Origin of the sequence: Geotalea daltonii FRC-32 (assembly GCF_000022265.1) — a bacterium.
GTDB lineage: Bacteria > Desulfobacterota > Desulfuromonadia > Geobacterales > Geobacteraceae > Geotalea > Geotalea daltonii.
In genome coordinates this window covers 3,341,093-3,359,662 of record NC_011979.1, presented here as the reverse complement: position 1 = coordinate 3,359,662, position 18,570 = coordinate 3,341,093, and the positions used below count along the sequence as shown (strand labels likewise).

19 protein-coding genes and 1 riboswitch are annotated in these 18,570 nt (G+C 45.8%); all 19 genes read left to right on the top strand.

The genetic code is table 11. The features are described from left to right. Positions 1-486, top strand: a complete 486-nt coding sequence (locus GEOB_RS15280) for a pilus assembly FimT family protein (RefSeq protein ID WP_012648147.1) — start codon at positions 1-3, stop codon at positions 484-486. Next, positions 374-853, top strand: coding sequence for a type IV pilus modification PilV family protein (locus GEOB_RS15275; protein WP_083767163.1), 480 nt, complete (start codon positions 374-376; stop codon positions 851-853). The genes GEOB_RS15280 and GEOB_RS15275 overlap by 113 nt, the downstream gene beginning before the upstream one ends. 50 nt (positions 854-903) lie before the next feature. After that, positions 904-2,088 (top strand): PilW family protein, encoded by a 1,185-nt coding sequence (locus tag GEOB_RS15270; RefSeq protein WP_012648145.1) that lies wholly within the window; start codon positions 904-906, stop codon positions 2,086-2,088. A 76-nt stretch (positions 2,089-2,164) separates the two neighbouring features. Beyond that, on the top strand, positions 2,165-2,803 hold the full coding sequence (locus GEOB_RS15265; RefSeq protein WP_012648144.1) for a hypothetical protein: 639 nt from the start codon (positions 2,165-2,167) through the stop codon (positions 2,801-2,803). Between the two features lie 182 nt (positions 2,804-2,985). Further along, positions 2,986-3,062, top strand: a riboswitch (cyclic di-GMP riboswitch). Positions 3,063-3,222: 160 nt separating this feature from the next. Next, the gene (locus GEOB_RS15260; RefSeq protein WP_012648142.1) at positions 3,223-3,423 is read left to right on the top strand and encodes a helix-turn-helix transcriptional regulator; all 201 of its coding nucleotides are present in this window, start codon (positions 3,223-3,225) and stop codon (positions 3,421-3,423) included. 19 nt (positions 3,424-3,442) lie between these two features. Further along, positions 3,443-4,495: a type IV pilus biogenesis protein PilM gene (gene pilM, locus GEOB_RS15255; RefSeq protein WP_012648141.1), complete on the top strand. Its 1,053-nt coding sequence runs from the start codon at positions 3,443-3,445 to the stop codon at positions 4,493-4,495. After that, complete coding sequence (locus GEOB_RS15250) at positions 4,492-5,064, top strand: PilN domain-containing protein (protein WP_012648140.1); 573 nt, start codon at positions 4,492-4,494, stop codon at positions 5,062-5,064. The genes pilM and GEOB_RS15250 overlap by 4 nt, the downstream gene beginning before the upstream one ends. Positions 5,065-5,100: 36 nt before the next feature. After that, the gene (locus GEOB_RS15245; RefSeq protein ID WP_012648139.1) at positions 5,101-5,700 is read left to right on the top strand and encodes a type IV pilus inner membrane component PilO; all 600 of its coding nucleotides are present in this window, start codon (positions 5,101-5,103) and stop codon (positions 5,698-5,700) included. Between the two features lie 139 nt (positions 5,701-5,839). Then, positions 5,840-6,265 (top strand): pilus assembly protein PilP, encoded by a 426-nt coding sequence (locus GEOB_RS15240; RefSeq protein WP_230198966.1) that lies wholly within the window; start codon positions 5,840-5,842, stop codon positions 6,263-6,265. Further along, entirely contained in the window at positions 6,262-8,997 is a 2,736-nt protein-coding gene (gene pilQ, locus GEOB_RS15235; protein WP_012648137.1) for a type IV pilus secretin family protein, read from the top strand. Before GEOB_RS15240 ends, pilQ begins: the two co-directional genes overlap by 4 nt. A gap of 10 nt (positions 8,998-9,007) precedes the next feature. Beyond that, positions 9,008-9,595: a hypothetical protein gene (locus GEOB_RS15230; RefSeq protein WP_012648136.1), complete on the top strand. Its 588-nt coding sequence runs from the start codon at positions 9,008-9,010 to the stop codon at positions 9,593-9,595. A gap of 39 nt (positions 9,596-9,634) precedes the next feature. Continuing rightward, positions 9,635-12,757 carry a CFI-box-CTERM domain-containing protein gene (locus tag GEOB_RS15225; protein WP_012648135.1) on the top strand — a complete coding sequence of 1,041 codons (3,123 nt, stop codon included), beginning with the start codon at positions 9,635-9,637 and terminating at the stop codon, positions 12,755-12,757. Positions 12,758-12,869: 112 nt separating this feature from the next. Continuing rightward, positions 12,870-14,051: a chorismate synthase gene (aroC, locus tag GEOB_RS15220; protein WP_012648134.1), complete on the top strand. Its 1,182-nt coding sequence runs from the start codon at positions 12,870-12,872 to the stop codon at positions 14,049-14,051. Between the two features lie 19 nt (positions 14,052-14,070). Beyond that, positions 14,071-15,177, top strand: a complete 1,107-nt coding sequence (gene aroB, locus GEOB_RS15215) for a 3-dehydroquinate synthase (protein ID WP_012648133.1) — start codon at positions 14,071-14,073, stop codon at positions 15,175-15,177. Positions 15,178-15,179: 2 nt separating this feature from the next. Continuing rightward, complete coding sequence (locus GEOB_RS15210; protein ID WP_012648132.1) at positions 15,180-16,130, top strand: tetratricopeptide repeat protein; 951 nt, start codon at positions 15,180-15,182, stop codon at positions 16,128-16,130. After that, positions 16,130-16,492 carry a roadblock/LC7 domain-containing protein gene (locus GEOB_RS15205; RefSeq protein WP_012648131.1) on the top strand — a complete coding sequence of 121 codons (363 nt, stop codon included), beginning with the start codon at positions 16,130-16,132 and terminating at the stop codon, positions 16,490-16,492. Before GEOB_RS15210 ends, GEOB_RS15205 begins: the two co-directional genes overlap by 1 nt. Before the next feature lie 23 nt (positions 16,493-16,515). Further along, complete coding sequence (gene aroQ, locus GEOB_RS15200) at positions 16,516-16,950, top strand: type II 3-dehydroquinate dehydratase (protein WP_012648130.1); 435 nt, start codon at positions 16,516-16,518, stop codon at positions 16,948-16,950. Positions 16,951-16,970: 20 nt separating this feature from the next. After that, complete coding sequence (locus GEOB_RS15195) at positions 16,971-18,038, top strand: M24 family metallopeptidase (RefSeq protein ID WP_012648129.1); 1,068 nt, start codon at positions 16,971-16,973, stop codon at positions 18,036-18,038. 58 nt (positions 18,039-18,096) lie between these two features. After that, positions 18,097-18,564 (top strand): acetyl-CoA carboxylase biotin carboxyl carrier protein, encoded by a 468-nt coding sequence (gene accB, locus GEOB_RS15190; protein ID WP_012648128.1) that lies wholly within the window; start codon positions 18,097-18,099, stop codon positions 18,562-18,564. Positions 18,565-18,570: the final 6 nt, after the last annotated feature.

The following is an 18,570-nucleotide window of genomic DNA, read 5'->3' as shown; positions in this document are numbered from 1 at the left end:
ATGCGAAGCCATGGATTTTCCCTTATTGAATTGCTCATAGTCATGGCTATTGCCGGAGTTTTGCTATCCATTGCCACATTGCAGTTCACCCATTACTCCAGGAAATCATCTATTGAGAGCCAGGTCCGCATGCTTCATGGAGATATAATGACTGTGAGGTCGCAAGCCATGTTCACTAGGCAACCCCGCTCGGTGATCATAAGCTCCTCGGCTTATTCTGTTTATTCCTCCAGCAATGTTTCTGTACCTCCCCTTTTTAAGAAAGATTTTAAGTATTCCATGATCTGGAATGGCTCCTCCGGGCAATTAAATTTCGATTCCTATGGTTTATTATCTAATCCTGGATTAGGTGGGAGGAGCATCTGCATTTTAGATGGCGGTAATCCCGCAGCCCTTGACAGCATTGTACTGTCGGCAGCCCGGATTCAACTGGGTAAGCGGGATGAAGGAGGTGCTTGTGTTGCAGACGATATCAAAACCAGATAATTCGGGGTTTACCCTTATTGAGGTTATGGTCAGCATTTTGATTATGACAGTCGGTCTTCTTGGGCTGTTGCAGACAGTGATCCTCGCTACCGAACACAACCTGCGGAATCAGATGCGGGACGAGGCTGTGGAAATAGGGGAAGTCACCATGCATGCCATGAAAGCAAAGCCTTTTGCCATGCTTACCAGCGCAGAGAAAACCACCCAAGTCTCCAGCAGGAGACCTGGTTTTAGTAGTACCTATGCGGTCAAACAGATCGTTTCAAACCTGACTGGGGACTCGAAGCAGTTGATTGTCGATATAAGATGGAAATTTAAGAATATATCCTCTTTCCATCATCAGGTTGTGTCCATTAAATCCAAGTAATAGTGACCATATGGGGCACTGTAGTGACAAATTATGTCGGAGAACGTATCATGCCGAATAAGAAAGGTTATACGCTTGTAGAGCTTTTGGTTGTGATGGCTATTTTCATTACGGTCATCATGATAAGTTCTTCGGCCTTCGAAAAGATCACTCAGACTGCAGGACAGCAGTCCAGATCGGTGGAGACCCAGATCGAGGGGCAAGTGGGTCTTAACCTGATGCGCTTTGATATTGAACATGCAGGATATGGTCTTCCGTGGTCCTTCCGCAGTCCATTGACATATCCCGAAGTCGATGTTACTGCAGGCTTTCTTGCCGATGGCATTGATTCTAATTCATTCAACGATATGGTTTCCCTGGGCCCTGATAAAATTCCAAAAGCCATAGCCAGCGCTACCAGCACGACCACTGGCATTGACTATCTTGTGGTCAAATCTACGATGGCCTCCATTAATGCAACCAGTAAAAAATGGAGTTTCGTCAACTATTCCGTAAATGAATCAGGTGGGATTGCCACCAACGAGAGCTATATAAAACAGTGGAGCACCCTGAGCGATAACTTTGTCAATGGTGAGAATGTTGTTACCCTTATCAACATCACCAACCAAAAAGCCGGCACCATTGATAGACAACTGGCGAATGACGGTGCCGCCTTTTATTATAGTTATGCTGGCCTGTTCCCGGCGACTGACGCTTATAAACCAGTCACCCCGTCACAGATTTTCACTGTCTATGGTATCGATGATAAGCCATTGAGGATGCCATATAACCGTGCTGATTTTTATGTAAACAGGCCTTCCAATGTTCCTTCTTCCTGTAATCCAGGAACAGGAGTACTCTACAAGGGCGTAGCCGTACATACTACAGGTGGATTCGTTCAGTACCCACTTCTCGACTGCGTAGGTGATATGCAAGTGGCGTTCGAGCTCGATCTTTTGAACGATGGCAACATCACCTATGCTAAGAACCTCGATGGCTATACTGCCAAGACAATCAGAGAGTCCTTGAAGAGAGTTAGAGTCTATATACTTGCCCATGAAGGAGGCAGGGATAGAAACTTTATCTATCCAGTGAATGATACAAGCAAGGCATTAGTGGTAGGTGATCCTGCCTTTACCGTCTCTTTCGGCAGAATCTGGAGTGCGGCTGACTTGGCAGCCAGATTTGGTCCTGATTGGCAGAATTACAGGTGGAAGATATATACGCTTGCCATCAAGCCGACTAACCTGGATTAGGTTCAGACGTTGTAAACTTGATGTCTTTTTTAAATAGAGAGTGATTTCCTCAGGAGAAGCATAAAGGTGGTGTGAAATGAGGTGTCTTAGAAATGAAAATGGTGTGGCCCTAGTGACAGCTCTTATGCTGACGCTGATTTCCCTGGTCATATGTCTAACTCTTCTATATTACATAACTCAAGGGACCTACATATCCGCTGCCAACAAAAGGTACAAAACATCTCTAGAAGCTGCACATGGCGGCGTTCAGGTATTTGCTAAAGATATCATTCCTAAAATTTTTGGCGGATACTCTACAAATAGACTTATGTCAGAATTTAGCGGAATTAATCTTGATGTCCCAGTAACCAACGCTTGCCTGCAACAGAAATTGAGGTTCTCCACATCGGAATGGACGAATTGCATCACATCGAACTCGGACCCTAATGCCAAAGTGTCCCCAGATGTCACCTTCCATTTGAAAGGGATGCCGTCCATGCCCGGTTTTGTCGTTAATTCCAAGATAGTCGACACTACTGCTGGCAATACTGATACATCCAGCGGAGGTGCTGAAAATGGAGAAAAGCTTATCGATCCGATCGGAGTGGCGTACAACCCAGGTGGTTCGCTGATAGGGGTACCACATCTTCCTTATATATATCGTATCGAGGTGGAAAGTGAGGCCGAGAGCAATGCAAAGGAACGTGCTCGCCTCTCGGTCCTTTATGCTTACTAGTGTTTAGTTGCAATAATGATTATCAATATTATACGATGCTTCCATCAGGCATTCATGAACTTTATGCAATTGAGCGCTAAGTTTAATATAATCCTAGGATATGGCGTTATTCTTAAGGTGAATGGGCCCTTTGGCACACTGTCTGCAAATGGTGTAGATAAGGTATAGATTTGACATAACGATAACGATAATACTAAACCATTCGCGAGAATGGGGCGGAAAGCCTATAGGGTCTCAAGCAGACAGCCGGGTTGCCGAAATATCATGAATAGGCGATCCGGTTTTTTTGCGTCAAAAGTAGTCAAATGACATAATTATATATAATTGTATTTATTTTTATAGAAAAGAGATTAATTTCTTGACTCTACTTTCTTTTGTGTTATTTTTTGTTTAAAATTCACCGGAAGTAGGAAAAAGGAATGCGAGTAAAGAACTGTGTCAGGAAAATACGTGAACAGCGATTGATGAGCAAAGCTGAGCTAGCGAGATTGGCCGGCGTTTCTCCTGTTACCATAGATCGTATAGAGCGTGGGGAAGAATGTCGTATGGAAACCAAGAGAAAAATAATATTGGCACTCGGATTTTCACTATCGGACAAAGATAAAGTATTTCAAGAATAACTACGAAGGCGGACTGACAATGTTTTTTACCAAAAAGAAGGATATTGTTGGCGTAGATATCGGATCCAGTTCTATAAAGCTGGTACAGCTTAAGGTGCAGAAAGGAAGCTTTCAGTTGCAGAATGTTGGGCTGATTCCACTGCCCGCCGAGGCCATTGTAGATAATACTCTCATGGACAGTTCTTCAATAGTTGAAGGAATCAAAACTCTTATAGATAGTCTGAAAATAACTTCAAAAGAAGCGGCGTGTTCCATTTCCGGGAACTCAGTAATCATAAGAAAAATATCTTTACCAGTTATGCCTGCTGAAGAACTTGAGGAACAAATACATTGGGAAGCAGAACAATATATTCCTTTTGATATCAACGATGTTAATATAGATTTTCAGATCATTGCCCCAGATGATATTGATTCTTCCAAAATGAATGTGCTTCTAGTGGCTAGCAAAAAGGATATCATTAATGATTATCTGGCCGTTTTCACTGAAGCAGGCATGAGACTTACAGTTGTTGATGTTGACTCGTTTGCTGTTCAGAACGCATTTGAGCTTAACTACGATGTTAGCCCAGAAGAGGTTAATGCTTTAGTCAACATAGGTGCCAGCGTCATGAACATGAATATTGTCAAGGACGGAATTTCTCTGTTTACCCGCGATGTTCAACTCGGTAGTTCCCTGTTTAACGAGGAAATACAAAAGCAATTTGGTGTTAACAATGAAGACGCAGAGAGAATGAAGATCGCTAAATCAGATGCTGATGATGGCAGACTGAAAGACGTTTTGGCTCGTGCAAATGACACACTTGCCGTTGAAATGCGACGATCCCTTGACTTCTATAATTCCACTGCCGGAGAAGGCAAAATAAGTAAGGTTTATCTTAGTGGTGGTGGAGCAAAATCTGCTTCGTTACCAGAAACAGTCAGTCAGAAACTGGGTATACCAGTAGAAATACTTAATCCCTTTTCGAAGGTAAGGTATGATCAAAAAGAATTTGATCCTGAATACCTGAGAGAAATAGGTCCTCTTGTAACTGTTGCTATAGGACTGGCGACAAGGAGGCTTGGGGATAAATGATAAAAATTAATTTATTACCGGTTAGAGCAGCCAAGAAGAAGGAAACGACCAGACAGCAGATTTCCATACTGGTAATTACTGTAGTAGGTACTCTGGCTGTATGTGCAGTTCTGTACTCGCTGGTTATTTCCAAGATTTCGCATGCAAAGGATGAAATCTCTAGAACCGAACAGGAAATCCAGCAGCTGAAGACTAAGATTGGTGAAATAGACAATATCAAAAAGCTTCAAGCTGAAGTAAAGAAGAAGTTGGACATTCTGAACCGTTTGCGAAAGGAAAAAACAGGTCCTGTGAGCAGGCTTGCCATGCTTAGTGATGCTGTGCCTGATAAGCTATGGCTTACCAAGTACAGTGAATCTGCAGGTACAATATCACTTTCTGGGGCTGCTTTCAGTGAAGATGATATCGCAGCTCTTATGAAAAACCTGCAGGCAATACCTGATTTTACCAATGTGGAGCTCCAGGTTTCGGAACAAACGGAAATAGCCAAAACCAAAGCTAAGAGATTTGATATAACATTAAAGCTTGCAGCCTTTGCCCCTCCCGAACCAGATAAAAAGATAAAATAAATAAAGGGCCGGCTCGCGTCCTTTCCGAGGGCTTTCATGAACCCACAGTTTGAAAAGATATTAAAGCTTCCTGCCAAACAAAAGCTTGGGCTGCTATTCCTCATTATAGGCTTACTTGGTGCCGGGTTCTTTTTCGGCCTTTATCAACCAAAGCTTAAAGAATTTAAGACTCTGCAGACTCAACTTGAGGATTTAAGCAGACAGGCTTCCGAGGCACAGAAACTAGCCAATAATCTTCCCAAATACAAGCAGGAATATGAGCAATTACAGAACGAATTGAAACTGGCGTTGACAGAGTTACCTAATCAGAAGGAAATTCCCTCTCTTCTGACAAGCATTGCAAATGCTGGTAAAAGTGCTGGACTGGAGTTCCTTCTTTTCAAACCCAAACCTGAGGAGCCCAAAGATTTCTATGCTGCGGTTCCTGTAGATATATCAGTGTCAGGAACTTTTTATCAGATCGGTAGTTTCTTCCAGGCAGTATCTGCGCTTCCTCGCATTGTAAATATCTCCAATGTTAATTTTACAGAAATTAAAACAGGTAAAGGTTTGACCACTATCAAAGTAAATTGTCTGGCGACAACATTCCGTTTCCTTGACAAGAAAGAGATAAAGGATGAAAAAAAGGCTAAATAAACAGTCTCTAGTTTTGGCTTTTTGTCTTATGACCGCCTGTCTTGTCTGCGGATGCAAAAAGAATGATGAGGCACCAAAGCCTAATCCTCAGGCTCCGGCTCTGCCCCAGCCCACAGCACAGGTGAAACCAAGTGCTGCTGTGCAGAAATCCGTTTCTACATCACAAGTGGGGGGGCAAGCAACAGGCGCCTTTGTCTTCAAAAGCAAAAAAGACCCCTTCAAACCCTTGATTACTGCTCCTGAGGCTGCTGCGGTGAAAGCACCTGTGCCTACCAGGACCAGGATTGTTGATGCCCTCCCCATACAGAGCCACGAGGTCAGCAAGTTTATCGTTACAGGCATCATTACCGGGCTTAAAGAAAATAAAGCCCTATTGATTGACCCGACAGGCAAGGGGTATGTTGTTAAAACCGGTATGTTGATCGGAGATAATGGTGGTCGCATCACCAGAATAACCGCCTCCTCCCTGGAAGTGACTGAACAATATCTAGATGGGAAAAAACGTATAAAGAACAGAAAAATAGTTCTGCCATTGGCCAAGAAGAGTAAGGAGATTTCCAGATGAAAATGAATTCACTCAGAATCATTTGCCATACCCTGATACTTATTTTTTTAATGGCTGTATCCGGCTGTGCTAAGAAGATGGTTGCAGCACAAGATGCTGACTTACTTGAAACAAACTCTTTTGCTGTGATTCAAGAAATAAAGATTAAAAACAATGGCACAATGGCCGAGATCCGAACTAATAAACCATTAACCTATACCTCTTACAAGACAAGTGAACCCCCAAAGATTTTTATTGATCTAGCTCAAACGGAACCAGGGCAGACAAAACCACTGGTATCGGATAATGGAAACATTAAAGGGATAAATGTAACGCGACAGGATTTCGGCAGCGGTTTCCTCAGCAGAGTTGAAATAGATCTGAAAGCCGATACCGATTTTTCTGTCAAAACAGATACAAATGACAAAGGAAAGCTTAATGTTGTCCTAACACCAAAGCAGCTTCAAGAACAAACAGCTAGAATGGTAGAAGATCAGTCAGCTAAGACTGAGCCCAAAAACACAACGGCCGATGATTATGCTAATGCAAAAGTTGGCGTAAAATCTGAACCAGGTGCTGCTCCGGACGATATTGTTAATGGCTCTACTGCTCCCAGGGTTTCAGACACAGAAAATAACAAGATGGCTAAAGAGAGTTCATTCACTGCTACAGCCGATGATAAAAATGAATCAGGAGCACCAAAGACACTTGGCGATATTAAGGTACTGAATGATAAAATCGAATTGTCAATTGCCGGTGGTCCGGCTACTTTTACTTCCTTTAAGCTGGATAAGCCTGGACGCTTGGTGGTCGACCTCTTCGAGATCAATAATTCTATAAAATCTAACTCCATTCCCGTAGACCGCTTCGGTATTGCAAAGGCCCGGATTGGTATCTCTCCTGGAAAAGTACGGATTGTCTTTGACTCAGTGAAAGAAAAAATTGAGCCTTACCGGATCGAAAAGTCCGCTGCCGGGCTGAGCATATCGTTTTCCCAATCAGGGGCAGAAACTGTAGCCAAGCCACAAGCGGTCGAACCGGATACTTTAAAATCAAGCTCTGGAAACAAGAAAGCAGGCAATGTTGAAAAAGGTTCGATTGAATCCATTGATTTTAAACTTGTTGATGGATTTTCCAGAATAGAGATCAAGACCGCTGGCGTGTGCAGTATTGACAAACCGGCTGAAACATCGAAAGGAATACTCCTCAGCTTAAAAAATTGTGAACTACCCAAGAAACTTCAAAGGACTCTTGATACCAAGGCCTTTGCCAGCTCGGTTCTTAATGTAACACCTTATCAGGTAAAGGTAGCAGGCGGTACCAGTGCCAGAATTCTGGTAAAACTCCGGAACAAGAGCCCGTTTTCTGATCGAAAAGAAGGGAATTTATACCTCTTTGAAGTGAAGAATCCAGTTATTCCTGCAGTGGTATCCGGTCAAGTTAAGGAAAAGGCAGCTCCTATCTCTTCCAAAATAGAGGATGAATTGCTGGCATCACCATCAAAAGAGTCAGATACTAGTGAACTTCCAAAATCTGTCGTTTCAAAACAACAACCGAAAAAGGTATATTCAGGCAGAAAAGTTACCCTTGAGTTTTCCGATGCTGATATACGTAAAATCTTCCAGCTTATTGCAGAAGTAAGTAACCTTAATTTCCTTATAGCTGACGATGTTACAGGGACCATCAGTATCAAGCTTGTTAACGTGCCATGGGATCAGGCTCTGGACGTAATTCTTGATACTAAGGGTTTGGGTATGTTGAAAGAAGGGAATATCGTCCAAATCAAGCCAAAGGCAAAAATGCAATCCCAGGCTGACGAGGAAATGGCTACCAAGAAAGCCCGTGAAAGAGGGATGGAGTTGCGTACGGAGATTTTTGATGTCAATTACGCAGCTGTCACCGATATCGCAACACAGTTCGGAACTCTTAAAAGTGATCGTGGTATCATAAGTACCGATGCACGCACCAACCGTGTAATCGTCAAGGACATCACAACTGCAATTGAAGACATGAGAATGCTTCTAAAAAGCCTTGATACGCCGGAAAAGCAAGTCATGATCGAGGCCCGGATTGTCGAGGCAAGCACTTCGTTTGTCCGAGATCTGGGGGTGCAATGGGGAATTCATTACATAGACGGGTCTGCATCTGTTGCCGGTATCAGCCGGCTTGATACAGGTTTTGGCGGACAGGTTGCAATAGCCCCCACTTCAGGTACCTCTGGGCCAGGAGCTGCCGTTGGCATGTCATTCGGTAAGCTTGCCAGCAATATTCAGCTTGACATGCGTCTTTCTGCCGCTGTTACTGCCGATCAGATCAAGATAATGTCCACACCGCGGGTGGTGACGCTCAACAACAAACCGGCAAAGATCTCGCAGGGTGCATCTATTCCATATCAGACAACCTCTGCTGAAGGGACTAAGACTGAGTTTGTTGAAGCGGCTTTGACTTTGGAGGTCACGCCCCATATCACCTCTGATGGAAGTATCGGTATGAAGATCAAGGCATCCAATAACTCTGCCGGCACCGGTTCTCCTCCTCCTATCAACAAAAAAGAGGCAACCACAGAACTTCTTATTAAAAATGGTGAGACGACTGTAATCGGTGGCATTTACGTAGACAGCGACACCGAAAGCGACAAAGGAGTTCCTTTCTTGCAGGACATCCCATTGCTTGGGTGGCTTTTCAAGTCTAACACCAAAAACAAATCAAAGAATGAGCTGTTGATTTTCATAACACCTAAAATTGTGAGTTAAGGGGGAGTGCATGTTTAGATGTATGGGTATTCAGTCTGTTGTATTTTTAAGCTTTCTTTTTCTTCTGTCGTCATGCGGCAGTCAGAATGCCGGCGGAGGGGCTGGTGAATTTACTACCGTTACCATGACAGCCCAACCACAAACGGTCAGGCTCGAATCCGATGTGATTACAGGAAATACCTGTCCCACCAGTGCCACCTCCGGCGGAGCATACGAAACCGACTCCGTAGATGTTGACGTGGCTGCAACCCCGTACCGTAATCTGACAATGTCGCCTTTACCTGTCCGAATAGATACTGTTACTGTAAGTTATACGCCTAAGAATGCAGTGTCTCCTGCCATCCTCGCCCAACCTTATCCAGTCGGTATCGTTATAACCTCTGGTACTGCATTAATACCTGTGCCGGTGGCCCCGGAAATTCTGAAGTCCAAGCTCGTTTCCGACTATAATTTGCAGCCTTGTTCCGGTACACTTTATGAGTATTATGTGACTATTACTTTCAGTGGTGTCGAAATCGGTGGCACTGGTACACGTCAGGAATTCTCTACCAATATGAGCGTAGCCTTTGCTGACAGGGCCGAAACGTCAGCACAATAACATAGGATCAGGTCTGGTGAGCTAATTATGGAGGAGAGAATGTCTTTGCATAGATTGTTAGTGAAATTGTTGATATTAACCAGCTTTAGTTTGATCTTCGGCTGTGGTGCCGACAATGGAAAAAATGCACAGGGTGTCATCGGCTCAGAAAAGATATCTGCTACCGGGAAAAAGCTGGCGAAACTTGAGGGGAGTGAAATTATTGTCTCCAACGCTGCAGACGATCAGCAGAACCCTCAGGTAATCTACCTTGAAGGAAAGAATATCTACTTCTCCGTATGGGAGGACTGGCGTAACAGGAATACTACCGGCACGGATATATATGCACAGTTTATTAACCCCGATGGCACGCTGTGCGGCCCTGTTTTTCCTGTGATCAATGCCCCAGGCAATCAGACGGTTCCAACCGCCGCCTATTCACTGACTCAAGATAAGATTGTTATCACATGGCAGGATACCAGGGTTAGCGACCTTAACGGCAATGGTTTTGTCGATGAGGGTGAAGGGGGATATGTCTATGTTGCCCCCATCACATCATTCCCGACGGCTGGTACCTGCGGCTATACCCCCCCTGCGCCGAGTTTGGGTACTGCAATTGGATACAGCAGCTTACTAGAGGAAAGTCCTACAATTGTGACTACTGAACTTGCTGTCACTGACTCACTTGTTGCCATTGGTAACGGTACATCACAATCTTTTACCGGAAGCTTGAACAGACCTGTCAAACCGACAACTGTTATTGTTAAAGCTGGCGGTATTATCTTGAATGACACCATCGGAAACGGTGGCATATCAGGCACGGGGGGATCTGGCACAATAAATTACAATATTGGCAGCTTATCCATTCTTTTTGATGTGCCTCCCGCATTGAATCAGCAGGTCACGGTATCCTACATATATAAAACGTTCTCTGTTACTCCCAGTACCGCAACCGTGGGTGACCGGCTATTGTCGCGGAAGTCGCCAAAAATTACCTACGACGGCACCCGGCAAAGGTTCTGGATCGTCTGGACTGAGTCGAGGGATGTAAAAAGCCTTATCTCAGAGTCCTGTTTCGGTTTTGCCAAGACCGATTATACAACTGGCGACACGAATTTTACCGGTTATGTGATGCTGAATGAGGCCACTCTTGCTGAAATGCCAACCGGTCTCTCGAATGGCTCTGGAAATCCGGTAGGCGCCGACATTGTTAGGGATAAGGCTACCCGTTCCAACAGGCTTATTGCTCACGCTCCCGCTGCCCTGACGGACAGTTATACCTACGAGTTTTTCACTAATATTAACAATGTGGTGGCCGCATCGGACACAACTTCCTCAGAAACGTTGCTGGCTTGGGAAGGGAACAGGCAAAAGCTTGAAGTTGTATGCAGCTGCGATGACCTCAACAACAGTAAAGGCTGTGACGTAGGAGAGCCGGTGACTGCCAAAGCCACGGTGTCTGCCTATGATGATGGATTGCAGCACATCTACGGAATTTTTGACAAAAACGTCAAACAAACCAACATCCAATCTATGCGATTTGACGGCTCAAACACCTCGAATGCCAACTACCCAGCTATCGGTTTTGATCAACCAAACAAAAGATTTTTAGTTGTTTGGGAGGATTTAAGGGACGGTTCCAATACCAAAATTTATGGACAGCTCGTATCATCAGGCGGTGGCCTCTATAACATCAACTCAATAATCAGTTACCAGGACACAGATGCAAATGGTTCACAAGATACGAATGTTGCCGCTACAAGGCAGACTCGTCCTTATATTACCTATGATTCTGTACTGCAAAGGTATTTTGTGATATGGCAGGATGGCCGTAATGGTTCCCAGTCTTCAGAGAATCTCGATATTTTCGGTCAATATATTGACACGGAAGGAACTTTACGCGGAACTAATTATTCCATCTCTACTGCGCCCGGCAGTCAGCTTTCGCCAGTAATCGCTTACAATTCCGCCAATGACGCAAGTGGCAGGCAATTCCTTGCCATGTGGAAGGATGCGCGCACACAACAGACCTTGCCAGCAGTTAACACTAATGCTGCAGATATCCATGCACAAAGGTTCTCTTTGGGCCAGCCCCAGCTGACTCTCCTCAGCGAAACTAATGTCTCACTGGCTCCTGCTCTAATTGATTTTAACCAAGTCACCGCCAACCAGACAGGCAGACAAACATTCAAAATAAAAAATACTGGAGATATTCCTCTTACCATCAACTGTATTGAGCCGTTACCCGGTTCGCCGTTCAGTATTGAAAATATCCCTGCTGAATTAAGCAGTTGTACTGATGCAAGTGTGTTGACCCTTGCCTCATCAGTTGAAACTACACTTACTGTCAAGTTTGCCCCAACTGCGGGCGGCACCTTCACCGGTAACTTCGTTATCAGAAGTGATGCAGGCGACAGAACCGTCAATCTTTCCGGAATTGGCATTCCACCCACAATGACAGTGCAGGAAAATGATGGTACGAATAACGGCACCCTCGATTTTCAGATACTTGAAGTCGGCAAAACGAAGGACTTGACCTTGACCCTTGGCAACAACAGCTCAGTCTCTTACAATATCACCTCTATTACGGGTTTAACTGCACCATTCTCGATAGTCGAAAATCTCACATTTCCCATTGCGATGGCGCCAGGCAGTCAACAGATCATAACTATCAAATATTCACCCTCTGCATCGGGTCCAGATCCCGGTCAAACTCTCACTATAAGTACAGACAAGTCTCTTTCAACCTCGATTAATGTTGCGGGGACTGGTTCTACACAACCTGGAGCTGGAACAGATCCAGGAACAGGTACCGGAACAGGTACCGGAACAGGGACTGGTTCATTAGACAGCAATCCACCGCCTTCAGGTGGCAAAAGCGGGTGCTTTATCGCAACGGCAGCCTATGGCAGCTATCTTGACCCTCACGTTGTAGTGCTGAGAAATTTCCGGGATAACATCCTTCTTAAAAATGCTCTTGGTAAAGCCTTCGTAAAGTTCTATTATGCTACAAGTCCGCCGATTGCTGATTTTATTGCTGAGCATGAAATGTTAAGAGTCATAACCCGTTTGGCTCTTACGCCCCTTATTTTTGCTGTTAAGTACTATGCACTTTTACTTAGTTTAGCTGCTATGTTTGCTGGCACTATATTATATAAAAGAAAAAGTACCGATTTGATTTAATCTCTGGAGGGTAAGAAACTACATTCAGAAACCAGTTTGATGTTGTTTTAGACGCCTATCCGTTCCGGGTGGGCGTTCTTTTTTAAAATTATTCTACGGATTTGGAGCCACAATGTTCCGTTACTTAACAGCCGGTGAATCCCACGGTCCGCAACTGACCGCTATAATCGAAGGAATTCCTGCCGGTCTCAAACTATCAGAAGAATCGATCAATGTAGACCTTGCCCGCCGGCAGGGGGGGTATGGCCGTGGCGGCAGGATGGCCATTGAGAAGGACCAGGTGGAGATTCTGTCTGGCGTCCGTTGGGGGAAAACCATTGGCTCTCCCATCACTCTCTGTGTGAAAAACAGGGACTGGACGAATTGGCAGGAAAAGATGTCTCCCCAGGAACGGTTCAGGGATGACAATATTCATGTAACCCGTTCTCGCCCTGGGCATGCCGACCTGCCTGGCGCCATGAAATATGACCATAAAGACGTAAGGAATATTCTGGAGCGCTCCAGCGCCAGGGAAACAGCGGTTCGTGTTGCTGTTGGTTCTGTTGCTAAGGCACTCCTCCAGCATTTCGAAATATATTTATGCGGGTATGTGGCTGAACTGGGAGGGATCAAGGCCAAGCGGCCTGAGCTTTGCCCCGCGGAACTGCGTGCCACCATCGCAAAATCAGAACTCTATACTTGCGACAGTGCTGTCGAAGGAGAGATGAAAAAGCTTATCGACGAGGTAAAAGCTGCGGGTGACACGGTCGGCGGGGTGGTAGAGGTCATCGCTTCCGGGGTTCCCGCTGGATTGGGCAGTCACGTCCAGTGGGACCGGAAGCTGGATGCCCGCATCGCCATGGCCATGATGAGTATCCAGGCTTTCAAGGGGGTCGAAATCGGCCTCGGTTTTGAAGCTGCTGCCCGGAAAGGTTCTAATGTCCATGACGAAATCTTTTATGACCAGTCCCGTGCTTCCCAAGGAAGCATGACCGGATATTACCGGCTGACGAACAACGCTGGCGGTATTGAAGGGGGGATAACCAACGGTGAGGATATTCTGGTGAGAGCTGCCATGAAGCCTATTCCTACCCTCTACAAGCCGCTACGGTCCGTGGACATCGTCAGTAAAGAACCCTTCGAAGCCACCGTGGAGAGGTCCGATGTTTGTGCCGTTCCTGCCGCATCGGTGGTTGCAGAATCGGTATTGGCCATTGAACTTGCCGATGCCTTTATGGTAAAGTTCGGCGGTGATTCCATAGAAGAGATGCAGCGCAATTATGCAGGCTATCTGGAATATCTGAAAAACTTCTGATCAATGCCCGAGTTTTAATATGAATAAAAATAATTCTTCTGTTGTGGATGCCATTCAGGTCGGGCTAGGAGATCGGAGCTATCCGATACATATCTCAACTCACAACCTCAATTCTCTTGGTTTCCTTTGTCTTGAGCATAAACTTGGCCGTAAAGCCGCGATCGTGACAAACCCGACCATTGGCGCCCATTATTTTCAGCCGGCGGAAGCATCTCTTGTTTCAGCTGGCTTCTCCGTTTGCAAGATAGAAATTCCGGATGGCGAACAGTATAAAAACAGTGAGACTCTCAACCTCATCTACGACAAACTGATCGAAAACGGCCTCGATCGCGGTTCTTTTATCGTAGCACTCGGGGGGGGAGTCATCGGCGACATGGCTGGATACGCTGCTGCAACCTATTTGCGCGGTATTCCATTCGTGCAGGTTCCAACCACGTTACTTGCTCAGGTGGACAGCAGTGTGGGGGGGAAAACTGGCATCAATCACCATAAGGGGAAAAATCTTATCGGTGCCTTCTATCAGCCGAAGTTCGTTCTCATGGATCTTGCCGTGCTGGACAGCCTCTCTGATCGTGAATATATCAGTGGTTTTGCCGAGATGCTCAAATACGGCGTTGTGCTCGATGGGAAATTTTTTGATTTCATGCACGCCAATGCTGAAAAATTGCTGCACCGGGATAAAGACTGCCTTCAGTTTGCCGTTAAAACTTCCTGTATGCTAAAGGCATCCATTGTCGAGCGTGACGAGAGGGAAGGGGGGCTGCGAGCAGTCCTCAACTATGGGCATACCATTGGCCATGCAGTTGAGACGCTAACTGATTACAGGCAATTCCTCCATGGCGAGGCTGTCTCAATAGGCATGGCCCAGGCAGCAAGGATTTCCGAGGCTATGGGGGTTTCTTCAACATCCAGCACCCATCATATTATGAGCCTGTTGGCAAAGCTGCATCTTCCCACAGGTCTTCCTGCATTCAAAACTGATGACTATCTGGCGGCTATCCTTCATGACAAGAAGATTAAAGATGATGGGCTCAGTTTTGTTTTTAATAAAGATATTGGCAACTTTATTATTGATAAGGTAAAAGATGTGGGCCGGTTATTGAAAGTATGCGAAATAGGGGACTGACAATGGATCAGGATACGCTTTCCTTCTGGGCTGACATCGGTAAATATGAAGAAACGCTGGCTAAGGATCCCAAATCATTTTGTTTCGCACCACTCGCCGACCTTTACCGCAAGCTTGGCCTGCTGGATGAAGCTATTACTGTCGCCAGTAAAGGATGTGACAGGCATCCCGGCTACATTGGCGGATTTATGGCTCTTGGACGAGCTTATTATGAAAAAGGCATGAAAGAGGAAAGCAGGGCTGCTCTGGAAAAAGTCATTGATGCGACTCCTGAAAATCACCTGGCGCAAAAGCTTTTGAGTCAGCTTTATTTTGAGACAGGAGATAAGGTTTCTGCTAAACAATCATTGCAGATGCTGCTGTCACTCAATCCCGATGACAAGGAGAGCCGGGATCTGCTCAGTTCCCTGCAGTCCGGCCACAGTTCATCTGTAGACGTTTCCAGTGGATCGCCTGCAGACAGCTCTTTTTCGTTTGACACTGACGTTGTTCAAGGAACTGCTTTGGAATGCGAGCTGGCCCTTGATGATGTAGAAATTATAGAAGAGCTGACCGAAGAAATTATCGATCATCTGGAAAAAAATGCTGCCGATGAAGTTGAATTATCAACTGGCATGGAAAGCGAGACCGACCGGAAAGATCCTCTTAAAACTGCTACCCTGGCCGAACTTTATGTATCTCAAGGTTTCCTGCCATCCGCTCTCTCCATTTACCGGGAACTGCTGAAAAGCGAGCCTGGCAATAAACATTATGAAAGGCGTTTATTGCAAATAAGGCAAGCCGTGGCAGTTCAAGAGAAAGAGGCGCAACAGCCTGTAGAGACTTTATCAACAGGTCTTGTGGAATTTGTCCCGGACAATACTTCACAACAGCATTCAGAAGCTGTTTCTAATGATTCTGACCCTGTTGCCGCATTGGAAGGATGGCTCGAAAACATCCAGAGGAGGCGTTGATGCCATTCAAGGACATCTTGCAGACGATGGTCGACAGTGTAGAGGGGGCCGTTGGCGCTGTTGTCATGGGCTATGACGGCATTGCAATCGATGAGTTTGTTAAAAAAGAAAACCCCTTTGATTTGCAGCTCTTGACAGCGGAATACGCGGCCGTGCTGAAGGAGGTTAAGGGGACGGTTGAAGTTCTGAAATCCGGCCTGCTGCAGGAGGTGTCCATTAACACGGAGCTATCGACGGCTATTGCCAGAGTGATTAACGAAGATTTTTTTGTCCTCCTTGTCATCACCGGTGGCGGGAACTTCGGCAAAGGTCGCTTTTACCTGCGCCGGGAAGCTCCAAAACTTGCTGAAGCTCTGCAATAAAGGTATTCTGTCTTGGAGAGATCATGAAAATACTCGTTTTACATGGGCCAAACCTAAATATGCTCGGCACCAGGGAACCTGAGATATACGGCAGTCTGACACTTGACGATATAAACGCGGCACTAAGCCAGCTTGCCCTTGATCTTGGTATTGAGATTGAGTGCTTTCAAACAAATTCGGAAGGGAGACTGGTTGACCGGATTCAGTCCGCTGCTGGCCTGTTCGATGGCATTCTTATTAATCCTGCCGCCTACACCCATACCAGCATTGCTATCCGTGACGCTATTGCCGCAGCCGCACTGCCTGCAGTTGAGGTCCATCTTTCCAATATTCACAACCGGGAAAAATTCAGAACAAAAAGCTATATAGCACCTATGGCCATAGGCCAGATATGTGGGTTTGGTGCTGACAGTTATCTGCTTGGGCTTCGCGCCATTTTTAATCACATTAAAAAATAGATTGTATTACGGTTTTGATTATGCTAAAAGACAGAATCTTTTCCGCGCAGCGGCATTTGAAGCTATTAGATGTTGATATTCTTATCTTTTTCGGTCTGAGCACAATCAGATACCTTACCGGTTTTACCGGCAGTTCAGGTGTGCTGATTCTTGGACAAGAAGACTGCTGGTTCCTCACTGACTCCCGCTATACAACCCAGGCTTCCGCAGAAATCAGTGGCTGTAGCATTATTGAATACCGCAGCCAGATTGATGGAATTTCTTCTCTGGTCAAGGGCATTCCTGCCCGGCGAATTGCCTTTGATGCAGAGCATACGACGGTCGCTCTTTTTAACGAGCTGTCTAAAGCATTGCCGGATGTACGGCTGGTTCCTGCAGGCAAAGAGGTTGAATTGCTGCGTGCGGTAAAAGATGCAGATGAAATAAATATCCTGGCAGCAAGTGCCGAAATTGCATCCAATGCACTGCTGGAAATGATCAGCCTGATTAAACCTGGGGTAACCGAGCATGAGATAGCCCTGGCCCTTGAATTTGCCATGAAGAATGCGGGTGCCGAAGAAAAGGCTTTTGATTTCATAGTGGCATCCGGGACCAGGGGGGCGTTGCCACACGGCAAAGCAAGCGACAAGGCAATTGCTGCAGGTGAACTGGTCACTATAGATTTTGGCGCGGTATATAAAGGGTATTTTTCAGACGAGACAGTCACTTTTGCTGTGGGAAGGACTGACGCTCGTCAGGAGCAGATTTATTCGATAGTCAAGGATGCTCATGACCTGGCTATGGCGGCGGTTAAGCCGGGTATAACCTTCAAGGCGCTCGATGCACTGGCCCGGGATTACATTACCGAAGCTGGTTTCGGTAGTAATTTTGGTCATGGGTTAGGACACGGCGTTGGTCTTGAAGTTCATGAGTCTCCCACAGTATCGTTTCGCAATGACGGTGTGGTAGAAGAAGGAATGGTATTTACCATCGAGCCCGGGATTTATATTCCAGGATGGGGTGGTGTCAGGATTGAAGACACCGTTGCCGTTACAGTCGACGGTTGTGATGTTTTGACCAAGGTGCCAAAAGTACTGCAGGTCGTATGAATTCGGTTTACATCTGATGTGACTATTCCAGAGATCAAAGACAAAGGAGAAGAAGGCAATGGATATAAAGGACTTGAAAGTATTGGTCAAAATGGTAACGGAGACCGACATCACCGAATTTGAACTGGAAAGTGCAGATGAAAAAATCAGGATAAAGCGTGGAGTGACTTCAGAGGTCATTCACTATCAGCCACCCGTTGCTCAAGCCCAGTTTCCACCCATTCACCAACCAGCTCCTTCTGCATCCGGCGAGGTGACACCTGCGCCTGCTGCGGGAGCAGAAAAAGGTCAGAAAGTACCATCCCCCATAGTAGGAACCTTCTATCGTGCACCTGCACCGGATGCCGCACCATATGTTGAAGTGGGGCAGATAGTTGAAAAAGGCCAGGTTCTATGCATCGTCGAAGCAATGAAGCTTATGAATGAGATTGAGGCGGAGTTCCGTTGCAAAATTATCAAGATCTGCAAGGAAAATGCACAGCCTGTCGAGTTCGGAGAGTGCCTGTTTACAGTGGAGCCACTGTAATTGCAG